Source organism: uncultured Sphingomonas sp., from assembly GCF_937859915.1.
Taxonomy (GTDB): Bacteria; Pseudomonadota; Alphaproteobacteria; order Sphingomonadales; family Sphingomonadaceae; genus Solisphingomonas.
On the sequence record NZ_CALMAW010000053.1, the window covers coordinates 104683 to 119061 of the forward strand.

A 14379-nucleotide genomic window follows, 5' to 3' on the forward strand; every position below is an offset into this window, starting at 1 on the left:
TTGGCGGCCAGCCCCGATTAAGCGGGCGCCATGACGACCGACATCGAGATCGCCCGTGCCGCCACCCTCCAGCCGATCGCGCAGATCGCTGGAAAGCTTGGCATCCCCGACGAGGCCATCGAGCCTTACGGTCGCTACAAGGCCAAGATCGACGGGGGCTGGCTCCAGCAGCAGCAGGCGACCGTGACACCGGGCAAGCTGATCCTGGTCACCGCGATCAACCCGACGCCGGCGGGCGAGGGCAAGACCACCACCTCGGTCGGCCTTGCCGATGCGCTGACGCTGTCGGGACGCCGCGCCGTGCTGTGTCTGCGCGAACCCTCGCTCGGGCCCTGCTTCGGGCAGAAGGGCGGCGCCACCGGCGGCGGCCATGCACAGGTCGCGCCGATGGAGGACATCAACCTCCACTTCACCGGCGACTTCCACGCGATCACCGCCGCGCACAATCTCCTCGCCGCGATGCTCGATAACCATATCCACTGGGGCAATGCGCTCGACATCGACGTGCGCCGCGTCGTCTGGCGCCGCGTGCTCGACATGAACGACCGCGCCTTGCGCGACATCGTCCAGTCGCTCGGCGGCCCCGCCAACGGATTCCCGCGCGAATCCGGCTTCGACATCACCGTCGCCTCCGAGGTGATGGCGATCTTCTGCCTTGCCGAGGACTTGGCCGACATGGAAGCGCGACTCGGCCGCATCGTCGTCGCCTATACGCGCGACAAGCGCCCGGTGACCGCGCGCGACCTCAAGGCCGACGGCGCGATGGCGGTGCTGCTCGCCGAGGCGATCAAGCCCAATCTGGTCCAGACGCTCGAGGGCACGCCCGCCTTCATCCATGGCGGGCCGTTCGCCAATATCGCGCATGGCTGCAATTCGGTAATCGCGACGCGCGCCGGGCTGGCGCTCGGCGACTATGTCGTCACCGAAGCAGGCTTCGGCGCCGATCTGGGCGCGGAGAAATTCTTCGACATCAAGTGCCGGCAGGCGGGGCTCGCGCCCGCAGCCGTCGTCATCGTCGCGACGGTGCGCGCGCTCAAGATGAACGGCGGCGTCGCCAAGGCCGACTTGGCGCATGAGGATGTCGAGGCGGTACGACGCGGTGCGGTCAATCTGTTCCGCCACATCGAGAATGTACGGCTGTTCGGCGTGCCCGTCGTGGTGGCGATCAACCATTTCGTCACCGACAGCGACGCCGAGGTCGCGGTGATCCAGCATGGCGCCGCGGTCCAGGGCGCGCGCGCGATCCTGTGCCGGCATTGGGCGGAAGGCGGCGCGGGTGCCGCCGAGCTCGCCGAGGCGGTGGCTGCGCTGGCCGATGCGGGCGACGCCGAGTTCGCACCGCTCTATGCCGACGCACTGCCGCTGCTCGCCAAGATCGAGGCGGTCGCGACGCGCATCTATCACGCCGCATCGGTGAGCGCGTCGCCCGCGATCCTGGCGCAGCTGCGCGCCTGGGAAGAGGCGGGCTACGGCCATCTGCCGGTGTGCATGGCCAAGACGCAATACAGCTTCTCGACCGACCCGACGGCGCTCGGCGCGCCGGTCGGCCACGTCGTGCCGATCCGCGAGGTCCGGCTGGCAGCAGGCGCGGGCTTCGTCGTGGCGATCTGCGGCGAGATCATGGCGATGCCGGGGCTCCCCCGCAAACCCGCCGCCGAGACGATCCGCATCGATAGCGCGGGGCATATCGAGGGGCTGTTCTAGGATTGCCGGGGAACGGTCAGGCTTCGACGAGTCCAAGCGTCCCAGCCGCATCCATGTCCACGGTGAGCGCCTCATAATCGCGCATCGCCACATGCGCCGTTGCCATCGGATGCGCATGTGTCGCGGTGATCACCACTACAGCGGCGCCCGCCGCCTCGGCCGCGGCGATCCCCGCCGCTGCATCTTCGAACACCAGACAGTCTTCGGCCGCGACTCCGAGGCGCTCGGCGGCGAGGAAGAAGCAGTCGGGCGCGGGCTTGCCGCGTTCGACATCCTCGGCGGTGATGAACAGCGGCGGCAACGGCAGGCCCGCCGCGGCGAGCCGTCGCTCGGCGAGCAGGCGCGGTGCCGAGGTGACGATCGCCCACCGATCCGCAGGGAGCGACGCGAGGAAGGCCGCCGCCCCCGCGATCGGATCGATGTCGTCGACATCGTCCATCTCCGTCGCCGTGATCGCCGCCGCCTCGGCGACCGGATCAACCCCGGGCAGGCCGAGCCGCCGGATCGTCTCGACCGACTGCACGCCGTGGATCGTCGGCAGGAATGCCGCGACGTCGAGGCCATGATCGCGCGCCCATGCCGACCAGACGCGCTCGGCGGAGGCGATCGAGCTCAGGATGGTGCCGTCCATGTCGAACAGGAAAGCGGCGAAGCGATGGTCGGGGAAGAGGGTATCAGACACGGTATACGCTTTCACAAAACACCCGTTCGTCCTGAGCGAAGTCGAAGGACATGTTTCGCGCGCTGCGCTCGCAACACGCACTTCGACGTCGCTCAGTGCGAACGGATCTGATTACAGGGGCGTTGCGGCTTGTTTCGCACGGCGCGCGAGATAGGCGCTCACCGCCGCGCGCAGCGTGTCGCCGCCGTGGAGGCCAAGCTTGGTCCGCCGCCACAGGATGTCATCGACGCTGTGCGCCCATTCGTGCTCGACCAGATAGTCGACCTCGCGCGTCGAGAGGCCGTGGCCGAGATCGTCGAGCGACGTCGCCTCGCCCAGCACGCGATCGATCCGCGTGCCATAGGCGTGCGCCATCCGCGTCGCGCTGATCTCGTCGAGGAACGGCCAGCGCTGACGCACCGTCTTGAGAAAGGCGGCGAAATCGCTGTTGGGCAGATCACCGCCGGGCAGCGGCACGCCCGCCGTCCAGGGCTTCGCCATCGCGGGCAGGAACGGCGCCAGCTTCTCGAGCGCATGTTCGGACAGGCGCCGGTAGGTCGTGATCTTGCCCCCGAAGGCGGATAGCACCTGCGGCGACTCCTCGGTGCCGAGCCGCAGCACATAGTCGCGCGTCACCTCGGAGGCGTTGGCGTGGCCGTCGTCGAACAGCGGCCGCACGCCCGAATAGCTGCCGACGACGTCCGCCGGCCCGACCTGCTTGGTGAAGTAGGCGTTGACGCTCGCGCACAGATAGTCGGTCTCGTCGGGGTCGATCTTGGGCGCGGACGGGTCGCCCTCGAACGGCTTGTCGGTGGTGCCGATCAGCGTGAGATCGTCCTGGTAGGGGATCGCGAAGACGATGCGCTTGTCCTCGTTCTGGAGGATGTAGGCATGGGCACCGTCGAACAGCTTGGGCACGATGATGTGGCTGCCCTTGACCAGCCGCGGCGGGTTCTCGGCATGCGCCTGCGGCATGTCCTCGAGCACCTTGCCGACCCACGGCCCGCCGGTGTTGGCGATCGCGCTCGCGGTGACGGTGCTGCCGTCGCCCAGCGTCGCGACCCAGCGATCGCCTTCGCGCCGGGCGCGCTCGAAGCTCGTGTGGGTGCGGATGTCGGCGCCGCGCTCGGCGGCGTCGACCGCGTTGAGCACGACCAGCCGTGCATCGTCGACCCAGCCGTCCGAATAGACGAAGCCGCGCCTGATCGGCTTGAGCCCGGCACCCCATTTGGTCTTGTCGAGGCGCACCCCGATCGACTTGGGCAGCCGCGTCCGCCCGCCGATATGGTCGTAGAGGAACAGCCCCATGCGGATCAGCCAGGCCGGTCGCATCCCCTTGGCAAGCGGCATCACGAAGCGCATCGGCGTGATCAGATGCGGGGCGACATCGAGGAGCTTCTCGCGCTCGGCCAGCGCCTCGCGGACGAGGCGGAACTCGTAATATTCGAGATAGCGCAAGCCGCCGTGGATCAGCTTGGTGCTCGCCGACGAAGTATGTTCCGCCAGATCGTCGCGCTCGACAAGCAGCACGCGCAGGCCGCGGCCCGCCGCATCGCGGGCGATGCCGGTGCCGTTGACGCCGCCGCCGATCACCAGCAGATCGAAATCGGTATCGCTCATGCTGGTCACGCCTCGATCTTGGAGCGGGTCCGGCTCAGCGCTTCCTGCCACCCGTCCTTGAGCCCGGCCCGCGCGTCGCTGGTCATGTCGGGCGTGAACGTCCGCTCGCCCTTCCAGGCCGCAGAAATCTCGTCGATGCCGTTCCACACGCCGACCGCCATGCCGGCGAGGAACGCCGCGCCCGCCGCGGTGGTCTCGATATTGGCGGGGCGTGCGACCTCGGTGTCGAGCATGTTGGCGAGGAACTGGCAGAACCAGTCGTTGGCCGCCATGCCGCCGTCGACGCGGATCTGGCGGGCGTCGCGCGCGCCGTCGGCGACCATCGCGTCGATCAGGTCGGCGGTCTGGTAGGCGACCGATTCGAGCGCGGCGCGGGCGATATGCGACCCGGTCGCAGCGAAGGTGAGCCCGGTGATCGACGCGCGCGCGTCGGGATCCCAATGCGGCGCGCCGAGGCCGACGAAGGCCGGCACCATGTAGACGCCGTCGTTGCCGTCAAGCTTGGTCGCCATGTCGTCGGTGTCGGCGGCGCGGTTGATGAGCCCAAGCCCGTCGCGCAGCCATTTCACGGCAGCCCCCGCGACGAAGATCGAGCCTTCGAGCGCATAGGTGCGCTTGCCGTCCAGCTGATAGGCGATGGTGGTGAGCATGCCGTTCTTGCTGGTCACCGCCTCGTCGCCGGTGTTGAGCAGCACGAAACAGCCGGTGCCATAGGTCGACTTGGCGTCGCCGCGCGCGAAACAGGCCTGGCCGACCACCGCCGCCTGCTGGTCGCCCGCCATGCCGCCGATCGGGATGCTCTTGCCAAGCAGATCGGACGTCGTCTCCCCGAAGATGGTGGAATTGTCCTTCACCTCGGGGAGGAGGCTCTCGGGGATGTCGAGCATCTTGAGCATATCGGCGTCCCACGCGCCTTTGTGGATGTCGAACAGCAGCGTGCGCGAGGCGTTGGAGGCATCGGTCGCATGGACCTTGCCACCGGTCAGCCGCCACAGCAGGAAGCTGTCGATCGTGCCGAAGGCGAGTTCGCCCTTCTCGGCGCGGGCGCGCACGCCGTCGACCTCGTCGAGGATCCATTTGAGCTTTGTCCCCGAAAAATAGGGGTCGAGGATCAGCCCGGTGCGCTCGCGGACCAGCGGTTCGCAGCCGTCGGCCTCGAGCTGCGCGCAATATTTCGCGGTGCGGCGGTCCTGCCAGACGATCGCGTTGTGGACGGGTTCGCCGGTCTTGCGATCCCAGACGACGACGGTCTCGCGCTGGTTGGTGATGCCGATTCCGGCGATCGTGCCGCCGTCCTTCTCGGCGACCGCCTTCATCGTCGCCACCGTGTCGCGCCAGATGTCCTCCGCGTCGTGCTCGACCCAGCCGGGATTGGGATAATGCTGCTCGAACTCGTGGCGTTCGCTGTGGCGCGGCACGCCGTCGGTGCCGAAGGTCATGCTGCGTGTCGAGGTTGTGCCCTGGTCGATGGCCAGGATGATGGTGTCGCTCACGGTCTAGCTCTCCTGGATCATTGCGGGCCGGCCGCGGGCTTGTCGCGCGGCAGGAAGGGGCGGATCAGCAGATGCTGCGCGCCGCCGCCGATCAGCCCGCCGATCAGCGGCGCGACGATCGGCACCCACCAATAATTGCCGACACCGGGGAAGGCGGACGCGTCCCACCCCATCAGCCAGGCGAAGGTCCTCGGCCCGAAATCGCGCGCGGGGTTAAGCGCCCACGCCTCGAGATAGCCCGCCGACGCGCCGATGATCGCGACCAGCAGCCCGATCACCAGCGCACCGAAATTGGCCTGCGGCGCCATGGTGTTGAACTCGTCGGTCACCGCGAAGATGCCGAACATCAGCAAGCCGGTGAGAATGATCTCGTCGATGAAGCCCTTCATCGGGGTCACCGCGGTGCCGGGCGCGGTGAAGAACACGCCGGCGGCGCCACCCGCGGCACGGGTGAGGTGCTCGGTCGCGTTGAAATGGTCGATGACGTTGTAGTAGAGTGCATAGACCAGCGCCGCGCCCAGGAAGGCGCCGATCACCTGCGCGCACCAATAGGGCACCACCTTCCACCAGGGAAAGCCGCGATAGACCGCGAGCGCCAATGTCACCGCGGGATTGGCGTGCGTGCCCGACACCGCGCCGGTGACGTAGATGGAGATCGACACCGCCATGCCCCAGGTGATGCACACGCCCCAATAGGCGGTCTTATAGGGGCTGGGGTCGTAGAGGATGTACATGCCGGCGACCGAGCAGCCGAAGCTGATGACGATGAGGATCGCCACGGCCTCGGAGATCAGCTCGCCCAGCAACGCCTTGCGTCCAGGGTCCATCGGGCAGTCTCTCCTTACCGGCACCGGTGCGAGCCGCGGACGTCGTTATGCCGTCGTCACGACCCTTTGCACAATAGCTGACGACATAAGTCAGTTCCATTTCACTACCGATCTGATGACAGCGTTGCCGATACGATCGGCGCTTGCGCGGTGCGGCAAGTTTTGGTGCAAGAGCCGCGATCCTCTCCCGGGCCCATCAAAAAGCCCCATCTCAAGCGAGTATGACCCTCATGACCAATGACGTGACGACGCAGAAGATGGCGAGCCAGATGGCCGATAAGGGCGGCTTTATCGCCGCGCTCGATCAGAGTGGCGGCTCGACGCCGGGCGCGCTCAAGCTCTACGGCATTCCCGAGGACAGCTATTCGGGCGACGCCGAGATGTTCGCGCTGATGCATGCGATGCGGGTGCGGATCATGACCGCGCCGGCCTTCACCGGCGACAAGGTGATCGCCGCGATCCTGTTCGAGCGCACCATGGACGGCGAGGCGGACGGCACGCCGGTGCCGACCTATCTGTGGGAACAGCGCGGCATCGTCCCCTTCCTCAAGGTCGATAAGGGTCTCGAGGCCGAGGCCGACGGCGTCAGCCTGATGAAGCCGATTGCGGGGCTCGACGAACTGCTCGCGCGCGCGGTCGGGCTTGGCGTGTTCGGCACCAAGATGCGCTCGACGATCAGCCTGGCCTCCCAGACCGGCATCGCCGCGATCGCCAGGCAGCAGTTCGAGATCGGCGCGCAGATCTCCAAACACGGCCTGATCCCGATCCTCGAGCCCGAAGTCTCGATCAAGAGCCCCGACAAGGCCGGCGCCGAGGCGATCCTCTGCGCCGAGCTCAAGAAGGGGCTCGATGCGCTGCCCGAGGGCGAACAGGTGATGCTCAAACTGACCATTCCCGAGCAGGCCGATCTGTACGCGCCGCTGATCGCGCACAAGAATGTCATGCGTGTCGTCGCGCTTTCGGGCGGGTATTCGCGCGCCGATGCGTGCGCCAAGCTTGCCGAGAACCACGGCATGATCGCGAGCTTCTCGCGCGCGCTGCTTGGCGATCTGCGCGTCGACCAGGACGATGCAACCTTCGATGCGACGCTCGAGACCGCGATCGACGAGATTTACGCGGCGTCGACCAAGAAGGCCTGAGTCCTGTTCCCCGGCGACAGCCGGGGTCCAGCGCTTCAGGCGCCGCGCTTGCAACTCTGGGCCCCGGCTTTCGCCGGGGAACAGCTTTTGATCGCGCACGACCTCGACAAGCGCACAGCGGCGCACCATTTTGGGGATCGAACGGGAGACCTAAAATGGCTGACTATCGCAAGACCCCCGAAGCCGTATCCGCGCTGACCCCCGAGCAATATCGCGTCACCCAGGAAAGCGGCACCGAACGTCCCGGTACCGGGCCGCTGCTCGGCAACAAGGCGCCCGGCATCTATGTCGACATCGTCTCGGGCGAGCCGCTGTTCGCGAGCGCCGACAAATATGAGAGCGGCTGCGGCTGGCCGAGCTTCACCAAGCCGATTGAGCCCGCCAATGTCGCCGAGCTGCGCGACGTGACGCACGGCATGCTCCGCACCGAGGTGCGCTCGAAGCATGGCGACAGCCATCTCGGCCACGTCTTCCCCGACGGTCCGCGCGATCGTGGCGGCCTGCGCTACTGCATCAACTCGGCGTCGCTCCGCTTCGTCGCGCGCGCGGACATGGAGGCGGAAGGCTATGGCGCCTATCTGGCCCAAGTGGAGGAAATCGCATGACCACCGAAACCGCGCTTCTGGCAGGCGGCTGCTTCTGGGGGATGCAGGATCTGATCCGCAAACAGCCCGGCGTGCTCTCGACCCGCGTCGGCTATTCGGGCGGCGAGGTGCCCAACGCCACCTATCGCAACCATGGCAACCATGCCGAAGCGATCGAGATCGTCTTCGATCCCGCGGCGACGAGCTACCGCGCGATCCTCGAATATTTCTTCCAGATCCACGATCCGTCGACCAAGAACCGCCAGGGCAACGACATGGGCGCGAGCTATCGCTCGGCGATCTTCTATCGGTCGCCCGAGCAGAAGGCGGTCGCCGAAGACACGATCGCCGACGTCGACGCGTCGGGTTTGTGGCCGGGCAAGGTCGTCACCGAGGTCTCGCCCGCGGGCGATTTCTGGGAGGCCGAGCCCGAGCATCAGGATTATCTCGAGCGCATCCCCAACGGCTATACCTGCCACTTTCCGCGGCCCGGCTGGAAACTGCCGGACCGCGCGACGGCGGCGGCCTGAACCTCAGCCGTGGACGATCAGGGTCGCGTCCAAAAGACCGGCCCTGATCCGTTCGAGCGCGCTGCCCGCCAGATTGTGCGAGCGCGCGACCTGGCGGAAGCGGACGCGATCGAAGCCGGTCGCGACCGCATCGAAGGCGAGGCGGTGCGCCTCGAGCCGCGGCGCGCGGCAGGGCTGCACGCGCTTCGCCTGCGCGATCACCAGCGCGGAATCGCCGACCAGCACGACGTCGGCGGCACCGAGCGACCGGGCAAGGGTGGCGGCGTGGATCAGCGCGTGCCATTCGGCGTCGTTATTGTCGCCGAGGCCGAGCGCTGGCCAGTGATGCGTGACCCCGCGCACGGACACCGCCGCCTCCATCGCGCCCGGATTGGGGCGGCATCCGCCGTCGAAGAAGAGTTTGAGCACGGATATCCTTAGATGTCGGCCGGCTGGCAGCAAATGGATATCCCAATGCGCTACCATCCGTCATGCTAAACCTGTTTCAGCATCCCCGTCCTTCGAAGCGTCTCGCCTGTGGCGTGCGGGATCCTGAAACTAGTTCAGGATGACGGCTTAGCGTGTAGCGCGCTCGTGCTGAACGCGCGTGCTGGTCAGCGCGGCGGCGACGTCCTAACGCCACCGCCATGGCCCTTGACGCGCTCATCGTCCGCTTCGGACTCCCCGCCATATTCGTCGGCGCCGGCGTCGAGGGCGAGCCGTTCGCGATCGCGGGCGGGTTCCTCGCGCATCGCCATCTCGTGCCGCTATCGGCGGCGATCGCGGCGGCGACGGCGGGGTCGCTGCTGATCGACCAGATGTGGTTCTTCCTCGGCCGCTATGCACGATCGAGCCGTTGGGTGGCGAAGATGCGCAGGCGCCCGGCGTTCGACCGCATGCTCGGCGTGATCGAGCGCCATCCGGTGACGTCGGTGCTATTCTTCCGCTTCGCCTACGGGTTGCGTGCGGTGGCGCCGGTCGCGATCGGGACATCGCGGGTGCCGGTCGCGCGCTTCGTGACGCTCAATCTCGCGGCGGCGGCGGTCTGGGGTCCGGCCTTCACGCTCGCCGGCTATGTCTTCGGCCATGCCATCGATCGCTGGCTGCCGGGCTTCGGCCCCTATGGCATCGCGCTCGGCGCCGCCGTCTCGATCGGTGTCGCGATCGCGCTGTTCGCGCACCGGCATCGCTAGCGGCACGCGAAAAGACGTGGCCCGATCCGGGACAGCGGCTAAGGTCGACGGCACGCTCAACCGCCGCAGGACCGCATGAACCCTTTCAATTCGCTGTTCGACGGCATCGATGCGGGCGTCGAGGCGCTGTTCTCGATCAACAATATCGCGCTGTGGTTCGCCTCGGGGCTGCTCGCCTGGTGCGCGTGGATCATCGTCTACAATTACCGCCGCCATTACGCCCCCTTCTCGCGTCAGTTGTCGGACCGGCTCGAGGTCACCGGCTTTGTCGCCGAGGCCGATGACGACGCCAGCGCGCAGCGCGCCTTCGCGGTCGCCTTCGGCCAGGTCGATGCGGCGATGTCGGCGGGCGGCCCCGGCGGCAGCGGGCTGCGCCACGCCTGGCGCCAGTTCCGCGGCACGCTGCTCGACCCGGGCGAGATCCCGCTGCGCACGACGGCGCGGCCCGAGGATTATTTCCTTCATCTCGGCGACGAGACGCGCGTCCTCGCCTGGTGGGCCAATATCTTCGTCGCGATCGGCCTGACCTTCACCTTCCTCGGCATCGTCGCGGCGCTGCTCAAGGCGGTGCAGGCGATGGGGGCGAGTGCGGACCCGGCCAACATGCAGGTCGCGCTGGTCGCGCTGCTCCATATCACCGCCGCGAAATTCTGGACGTCGATCGGCGGCGTGCTGTCGTCGATCATCCTGCGCGTCTTCGACCGCCGCTGGCATTCGAGTCTCGACCGCAGGCTCCAGCGGCTGTGCGACCGCATCGAGGCGGGGACGGTCGCGGTCTCGCCGCAGCGCATCGCCGCCGAGCAGCTGATCGAGGCGCGTCGCCACAATGAGCTGCTGGCCGGGCGCACCACGCCCGCCAACGCTGTCGGATCGGGCGGGGCGGGCGCCCCGTCCGGCGAGGCGGGCGAGCAGATCTCGAACGCGGCGCGCGACTTCGCGCTCGCCACCGACCGGCTGTCGGCGACGCTCGACGGGCTCGACGCGCGCGTCGGCGCGATGACCGGGCGGATCGTCGCCGAGGCTTCCGAAGGCGTCGGCGCCGCGCTCGGCAAGGCGATCAAGCGCTCGACCGACGCGACCGACACGCAGGCCGAGACGCTCACCGCCGCCAGCGACGAGGTCAAGACGCTGCTCGCCACGCTCGGCCGCGTCGTCGGCGAGATGAGCGCGGTGTTCGCGCCGCTCAGGACCGCGACGGTGTCGATCGAGCGCTCGGTGCTCGCCACGCAGGACCTGCTCGACGTCGCCACCCGCCGCACCGAACAGGGCGAGGCCACGCTCAAGGCGACCGCCGAGAGTCTCGAGGACACCAGCCGCGCCGCCGCGCGCGCGTGGGACAGCTATCGCGAGCGCTTCGACGCGGTCGACGTCTCGCTCGCCGGCGCGCTCGAGCGGATCCACGCAGCGTCGGCCGAGCATGCCGGCGCGCTCACCGAACAGATCGGGCGCATCGATCGCGCGCTGGGGCAGGCAGTCGATCGGCTGGCGGGCGCGCTCGAGGTGATCGGCGACCTCACCGCGGTGCTCGACGACCTGCGCGGCGATCTTCCGGCGAAGCGCTGACATGGCGCGGGGCGTCCGCCGGTCGCGGTCCGAGGAGGAGCAGGAGAGCTATTTCGTCTCGATGGCCGACATGATGGTCGGCCTGCTGTTCGTGTTCATCATCCTGCTGCTCTATTTCGCGCTGCAGTTCCGCCAGACCACGCACGACCTGTCGAGCGCGGAGCAGAGCCGGGCGGCGATCCTGAAACGCCTCGACGAGCAGCTCCGCGACCATGGTCTCGCGGTCAGCATCGACACCGGCAGCGGCGTGCTGCGGCTGCCCGAGGACGTGCTGTTCGACGTCGGCCATGCCGAACTGACGCCGCGCGGGCGGCAGGCGGTGGCGGTGCTGGGCCAGGCGATGCAGCAGATCCTGCCCTGCTATACCTATCCGCGGCCCGCGACCGGCTGTCCGGCGACCGCGCAGCATGTCGACGCGATCTTCATCGAGGGGCATACCGACAGCGATCCGATGGCCGGCCAGGGGCTGATCCGCGACAATCTCGATCTCTCGGTGATCCGCGCGACCAACACCTTCCGCGCGCTGGTCGCCGAGGCGCCGGGGCTCGGGGAGATGCGCAACCAGCTGCCGGGGCAGGGCGCGCCGCAGCCGATCCTCAGCGTCAGCGGCTATGGTGCCGACCGCCCCGTCGATCCCAGCGGCACGCCCGATGCCAAGCGCCGCAACCGCCGCATCGATCTGCGCTTCCTGATGGCGACGCCGCAGACCCGGGAGCCGCGCCGGTGAGCAGGCTGCGCGAGGCGTCGATTGCGCTGGCGCGCAGGGGCGGCCATCCCGTGCTGTCGGTCGAACGGCTGTTCGCGATCGAGCGCATCGCCGCCGGGCTCGAGGCGCGACGCATCCCGGGCGGCTTGGGCGCATCCGACTTGATCGAACGCGCCGAGGACAAGGGGCTCAGCGCGCTATCGATCGCCGATCTGCGCCGCCTGCTGCGCACGATCTGGACGGATCGCGGACGCGCGCGTCTCGCGAGCGCATTGGTCGAGCGGTTGGCGGAAGATGGTCGGCGCAGCATCGATCGCGCAGTGATCGCCACTTATCTGGGCCTCTATCCGGTGGATCATCCGGCGTTCGGGCGGTTGCGCGGGGCGGCAGCGGCGGCCGCCGATCGCCATGGCTGGGCCTGGCGTGCCGCGGGGCAGACGTGGCGATTGTGGGAGGGCAGCGACACGTTCGGCGAGGCGTTGCGAGCCGCTGCCGATCCGGCCGCCCTGCTTCGCGATACGGGTTTCGTCGGCCCGCTGGCGAACGGGGCGTTCGTCAGCGCGGCGTCTGCAGGTGCGGCGCGAGCAACGCGATGATCTGCTCCGGCCGCTCGTCGATCAGCCAATGCGAGCCGCCTTCGACGATCTCGAACCGGTAGGGGCCGTCGACGAAGCGCGCGGTGGCGAGCGCCGCGGTGCGTCCCAGCGCCTGGTCTTCGTCGCCCCACGCGAACAGTGTCGGCACGATGATCTGCCCGACCAGCGAATTGTCCCCCATGGCCCGATACCAGTTGAGCGCGGCGGTCAGCGCACCGTCCTCGCGCAGCCGCCCGACGATCGCCTCGACCTGCGTCGGCGCGACCTTGCCGCGATAGGCGGCGCGCAACTGGGCCGCGTCGTCGGCGAGCAGATAGGTCTCGGCGATGCCGGGCGCGGCGCGGAACATCAACATATAGGCGGAGCGCGCCTGCTGGTCCGGATCGCTGCGGATCGCGGCCGCGAGCGCGGACGGGTGCGGCGTCGACAGGATCGTCAGCGTCTTAAGACGATCGGCATAGCCGCCCGCCACCGCCCAGCCGACTGCGCCGCCCCAATCGTGGCCGACCAGATGAAAACGGTGGACACCGAGTGCGTCCGCGACGGCGATAACGTCGGCGACGAGATGCGGCATCGTGTAAGCGGCGCGCTTGAGGGCGCGCGCGCCCGGCGAATAGCCCCGCTGGTCGAACGCGACGGCGCGGTAGCCATGGGCCGCGAAGCTTTCGAGGATCGGCAGCCAGGCGTCGGCGAATTGCGGGAAACCGTGCAGACAGAGTAGCAGCTCGCCATCGCGCGGTCCGCAGGCCAGCGCATCGAAATGCTGGCCGTTGGCCTCGATCACGATCCTGTCCATCGGCGCCTCCTGACGCAAGCCTGTCCCCAGCCGTATCGCGCAGCGCGAAGCAGCGACGCAATCCAGCTCAACGCCTGTCGAGCCCGATGGCTTCCCCGGGACGAAATCCCGGGGTCGCAATGACGGGCGTGAGGGCCTGCCGCCGCTGTCCTCACGCGATCGTCGGTACGATCCCGCCCTCGGCGCGGATCGCCGCGCCATTGGTGACCGCGGCGAGCGGGCTGGCGAGGAAGGCGACGATCGCGCCGATCTCCTCGGGTTCGGTCAGCCGCCCGATCAACGACGACGGCCGCGCGGTCTGGACGAAGTTTTTGCCGAGCTCCTCGTCGGAGAGGCTCTTGTCCTTGGCGGTGCTGCGGATGAAGTCGACGATGCCGGCCGAGCGCGTCGGGCCCGGCAGCACCGAATTGACCGTCACGCCGGTGCCCCTGGTCTGCACCGCGAGCCCGCGCGCGATCGCCAGCTGCGCGGTCTTGGTGGTGCCGTAATGGACCATTTCCTCGGGGATCATCAGTGCGCTCTCGCTGGCGATGAAGATGATCCTGCCCCAATCCTTCGCCAGCATCTTGGGAAAATAATGCCGGCAGAGGCGCGCGCCGCTGACGACGTTGACCTCGAAGAGGTGATGCCAGTCGGCATCGCTGATCTCGGTGAAGGGCTTGGCTTCGTAGATGCCGAGATTGTTGATCAGGATGTCGGCATCGGGGACCGCCGCGATCAGCGTCGCGGCGCCTTCGGCGGTACCGGGATCGGCGAGCACTGCACGCACCTTGCCCAGCTTGCCGATCCGCGCCGCGGCCTCGTCGAGCTTGTCCTGGCTGCGCCCGCAGATGATCGTCTCCGCCCCCTCCTGCGCAAGCCGCTCGGCGATGGCGAGGCCGATGCCGGCGGTCGATCCGGTGACGAGGGCGGTCTTGCCGCTGAGGTTGAGGTCCATGCGCGCGAGGCTCCTTCGGTTGAGCGACGCAGGTAGGGACGCGGTGCGCCG

Annotated in this window: 15 protein-coding genes; 8 read left to right on the forward strand and 7 right to left on the reverse strand. The window is 68.3% G+C overall.

The features are described from left to right. Positions 1-30: 30 nt before the first annotated feature. Entirely contained in the window at positions 31-1704 is a 1674-nt protein-coding gene (locus Q0326_RS07755) for a formate--tetrahydrofolate ligase (RefSeq protein ID WP_298688839.1), read from the forward strand. A 16-nt stretch (positions 1705-1720) separates the two neighbouring features. Here Q0326_RS07755 and Q0326_RS07760 read toward each other — a convergent pair whose 3' ends face one another. The 4 genes from Q0326_RS07760 to Q0326_RS07775 form a co-directional block, all read right to left on the reverse strand. Further along, a complete protein-coding gene (locus Q0326_RS07760) occupies positions 1721-2386 on the reverse strand; it encodes an HAD-IA family hydrolase (protein WP_298688841.1) in 666 nt (221 codons plus the stop codon). Between the two features lie 111 nt (positions 2387-2497). Beyond that, positions 2498-3985 carry a glycerol-3-phosphate dehydrogenase gene (gene glpD, locus Q0326_RS07765; RefSeq protein WP_298688843.1) on the reverse strand — a complete coding sequence of 496 codons (1488 nt, stop codon included), beginning with the start codon at positions 3983-3985 and terminating at the stop codon, positions 2498-2500. A gap of 5 nt (positions 3986-3990) precedes the next feature. Then, the gene (gene glpK, locus Q0326_RS07770; protein ID WP_298688845.1) at positions 3991-5478 is read right to left on the reverse strand and encodes a glycerol kinase GlpK; all 1488 of its coding nucleotides are present in this window, start codon (positions 5476-5478) and stop codon (positions 3991-3993) included. 17 nt (positions 5479-5495) lie between these two features. Next, positions 5496-6305, reverse strand: coding sequence for an MIP/aquaporin family protein (locus tag Q0326_RS07775; RefSeq protein WP_298688847.1), 810 nt, complete (start codon positions 6303-6305; stop codon positions 5496-5498). A gap of 230 nt (positions 6306-6535) precedes the next feature. Here Q0326_RS07775 and Q0326_RS07780 point away from each other — a divergent pair, with 230 nt between their 5' ends. From Q0326_RS07780 to msrA, 3 genes are all read left to right on the forward strand, one after another. Beyond that, positions 6536-7444 carry a fructose bisphosphate aldolase gene (locus Q0326_RS07780; protein ID WP_298688849.1) on the forward strand — a complete coding sequence of 303 codons (909 nt, stop codon included), beginning with the start codon at positions 6536-6538 and terminating at the stop codon, positions 7442-7444. Between the two features lie 155 nt (positions 7445-7599). Next, positions 7600-8049 carry a peptide-methionine (R)-S-oxide reductase MsrB gene (msrB, locus tag Q0326_RS07785; RefSeq protein WP_298688851.1) on the forward strand — a complete coding sequence of 150 codons (450 nt, stop codon included), beginning with the start codon at positions 7600-7602 and terminating at the stop codon, positions 8047-8049. Further along, positions 8046-8558 carry a peptide-methionine (S)-S-oxide reductase MsrA gene (gene msrA, locus Q0326_RS07790; protein WP_298688854.1) on the forward strand — a complete coding sequence of 171 codons (513 nt, stop codon included), beginning with the start codon at positions 8046-8048 and terminating at the stop codon, positions 8556-8558. Before msrB ends, msrA begins: the two co-directional genes overlap by 4 nt. Before the next feature lie 3 nt (positions 8559-8561). Here msrA and Q0326_RS07795 read toward each other — a convergent pair whose 3' ends face one another. Then, entirely contained in the window at positions 8562-8966 is a 405-nt protein-coding gene (locus Q0326_RS07795; RefSeq protein ID WP_298688856.1) for a reverse transcriptase-like protein, read from the reverse strand. Positions 8967-9184: 218 nt separating this feature from the next. On the opposite strand from Q0326_RS07795, the gene Q0326_RS07800 reads away from it, so the two are divergent. The 4 genes from Q0326_RS07800 (at position 9185) to Q0326_RS07815 (ending at position 12595) form a co-directional block, all read left to right on the forward strand. Further along, on the forward strand, positions 9185-9730 hold the full coding sequence (locus Q0326_RS07800; protein WP_298688858.1) for a DedA family protein: 546 nt from the start codon (positions 9185-9187) through the stop codon (positions 9728-9730). 75 nt (positions 9731-9805) lie between these two features. After that, positions 9806-11293 carry a hypothetical protein gene (locus Q0326_RS07805; protein WP_298688860.1) on the forward strand — a complete coding sequence of 496 codons (1488 nt, stop codon included), beginning with the start codon at positions 9806-9808 and terminating at the stop codon, positions 11291-11293. A 1-nt stretch (position 11294) separates the two neighbouring features. Beyond that, positions 11295-12020, forward strand: a complete 726-nt coding sequence (locus Q0326_RS07810; protein WP_298688862.1) for an OmpA family protein — start codon at positions 11295-11297, stop codon at positions 12018-12020. Further along, positions 12017-12595, forward strand: coding sequence for a hypothetical protein (locus tag Q0326_RS07815; protein ID WP_298688864.1), 579 nt, complete (start codon positions 12017-12019; stop codon positions 12593-12595). Before Q0326_RS07810 ends, Q0326_RS07815 begins: the two co-directional genes overlap by 4 nt. On the opposite strand, the gene Q0326_RS07820 is transcribed toward Q0326_RS07815, so the two are convergent. Together Q0326_RS07820 and Q0326_RS07825 are read right to left on the reverse strand one after the other, a co-directional pair. Continuing rightward, entirely contained in the window at positions 12555-13391 is an 837-nt protein-coding gene (locus Q0326_RS07820; protein WP_298688866.1) for an alpha/beta hydrolase, read from the reverse strand. The genes Q0326_RS07815 and Q0326_RS07820 overlap by 41 nt on opposite strands. A gap of 151 nt (positions 13392-13542) precedes the next feature. Next, positions 13543-14328: an SDR family oxidoreductase gene (locus tag Q0326_RS07825; protein WP_298688868.1), complete on the reverse strand. Its 786-nt coding sequence runs from the start codon at positions 14326-14328 to the stop codon at positions 13543-13545. Positions 14329-14379 lie beyond the last annotated feature (51 nt).

Coding starts and splice junctions, on each gene's coding strand:
- Q0326_RS07755 (WP_298688839.1), top strand. CDS start 31: ATGACGACCGACATCGAGATCGCCCGTGCCGCCACCCTCCAGCCGATC.
- glpD (WP_298688843.1), bottom strand. CDS start 3,985: ATGAGCGATACCGATTTCGATCTGCTGGTGATCGGCGGCGGCGTCAAC.
- Q0326_RS07775 (WP_298688847.1), bottom strand. CDS start 6,305: ATGGACCCTGGACGCAAGGCGTTGCTGGGCGAGCTGATCTCCGAGGCC.
- Q0326_RS07780 (WP_298688849.1), top strand. CDS start 6,536: ATGACCAATGACGTGACGACGCAGAAGATGGCGAGCCAGATGGCCGAT.
- msrB (WP_298688851.1), top strand. CDS start 7,600: ATGGCTGACTATCGCAAGACCCCCGAAGCCGTATCCGCGCTGACCCCC.
- msrA (WP_298688854.1), top strand. CDS start 8,046: ATGACCACCGAAACCGCGCTTCTGGCAGGCGGCTGCTTCTGGGGGATG.
- Q0326_RS07800 (WP_298688858.1), top strand. CDS start 9,185: ATGGCCCTTGACGCGCTCATCGTCCGCTTCGGACTCCCCGCCATATTC.
- Q0326_RS07805 (WP_298688860.1), top strand. CDS start 9,806: ATGAACCCTTTCAATTCGCTGTTCGACGGCATCGATGCGGGCGTCGAG.
- Q0326_RS07810 (WP_298688862.1), top strand. CDS start 11,295: ATGGCGCGGGGCGTCCGCCGGTCGCGGTCCGAGGAGGAGCAGGAGAGC.
- Q0326_RS07820 (WP_298688866.1), bottom strand. CDS start 13,391: ATGGACAGGATCGTGATCGAGGCCAACGGCCAGCATTTCGATGCGCTG.
- Q0326_RS07825 (WP_298688868.1), bottom strand. CDS start 14,328: ATGGACCTCAACCTCAGCGGCAAGACCGCCCTCGTCACCGGATCGACC.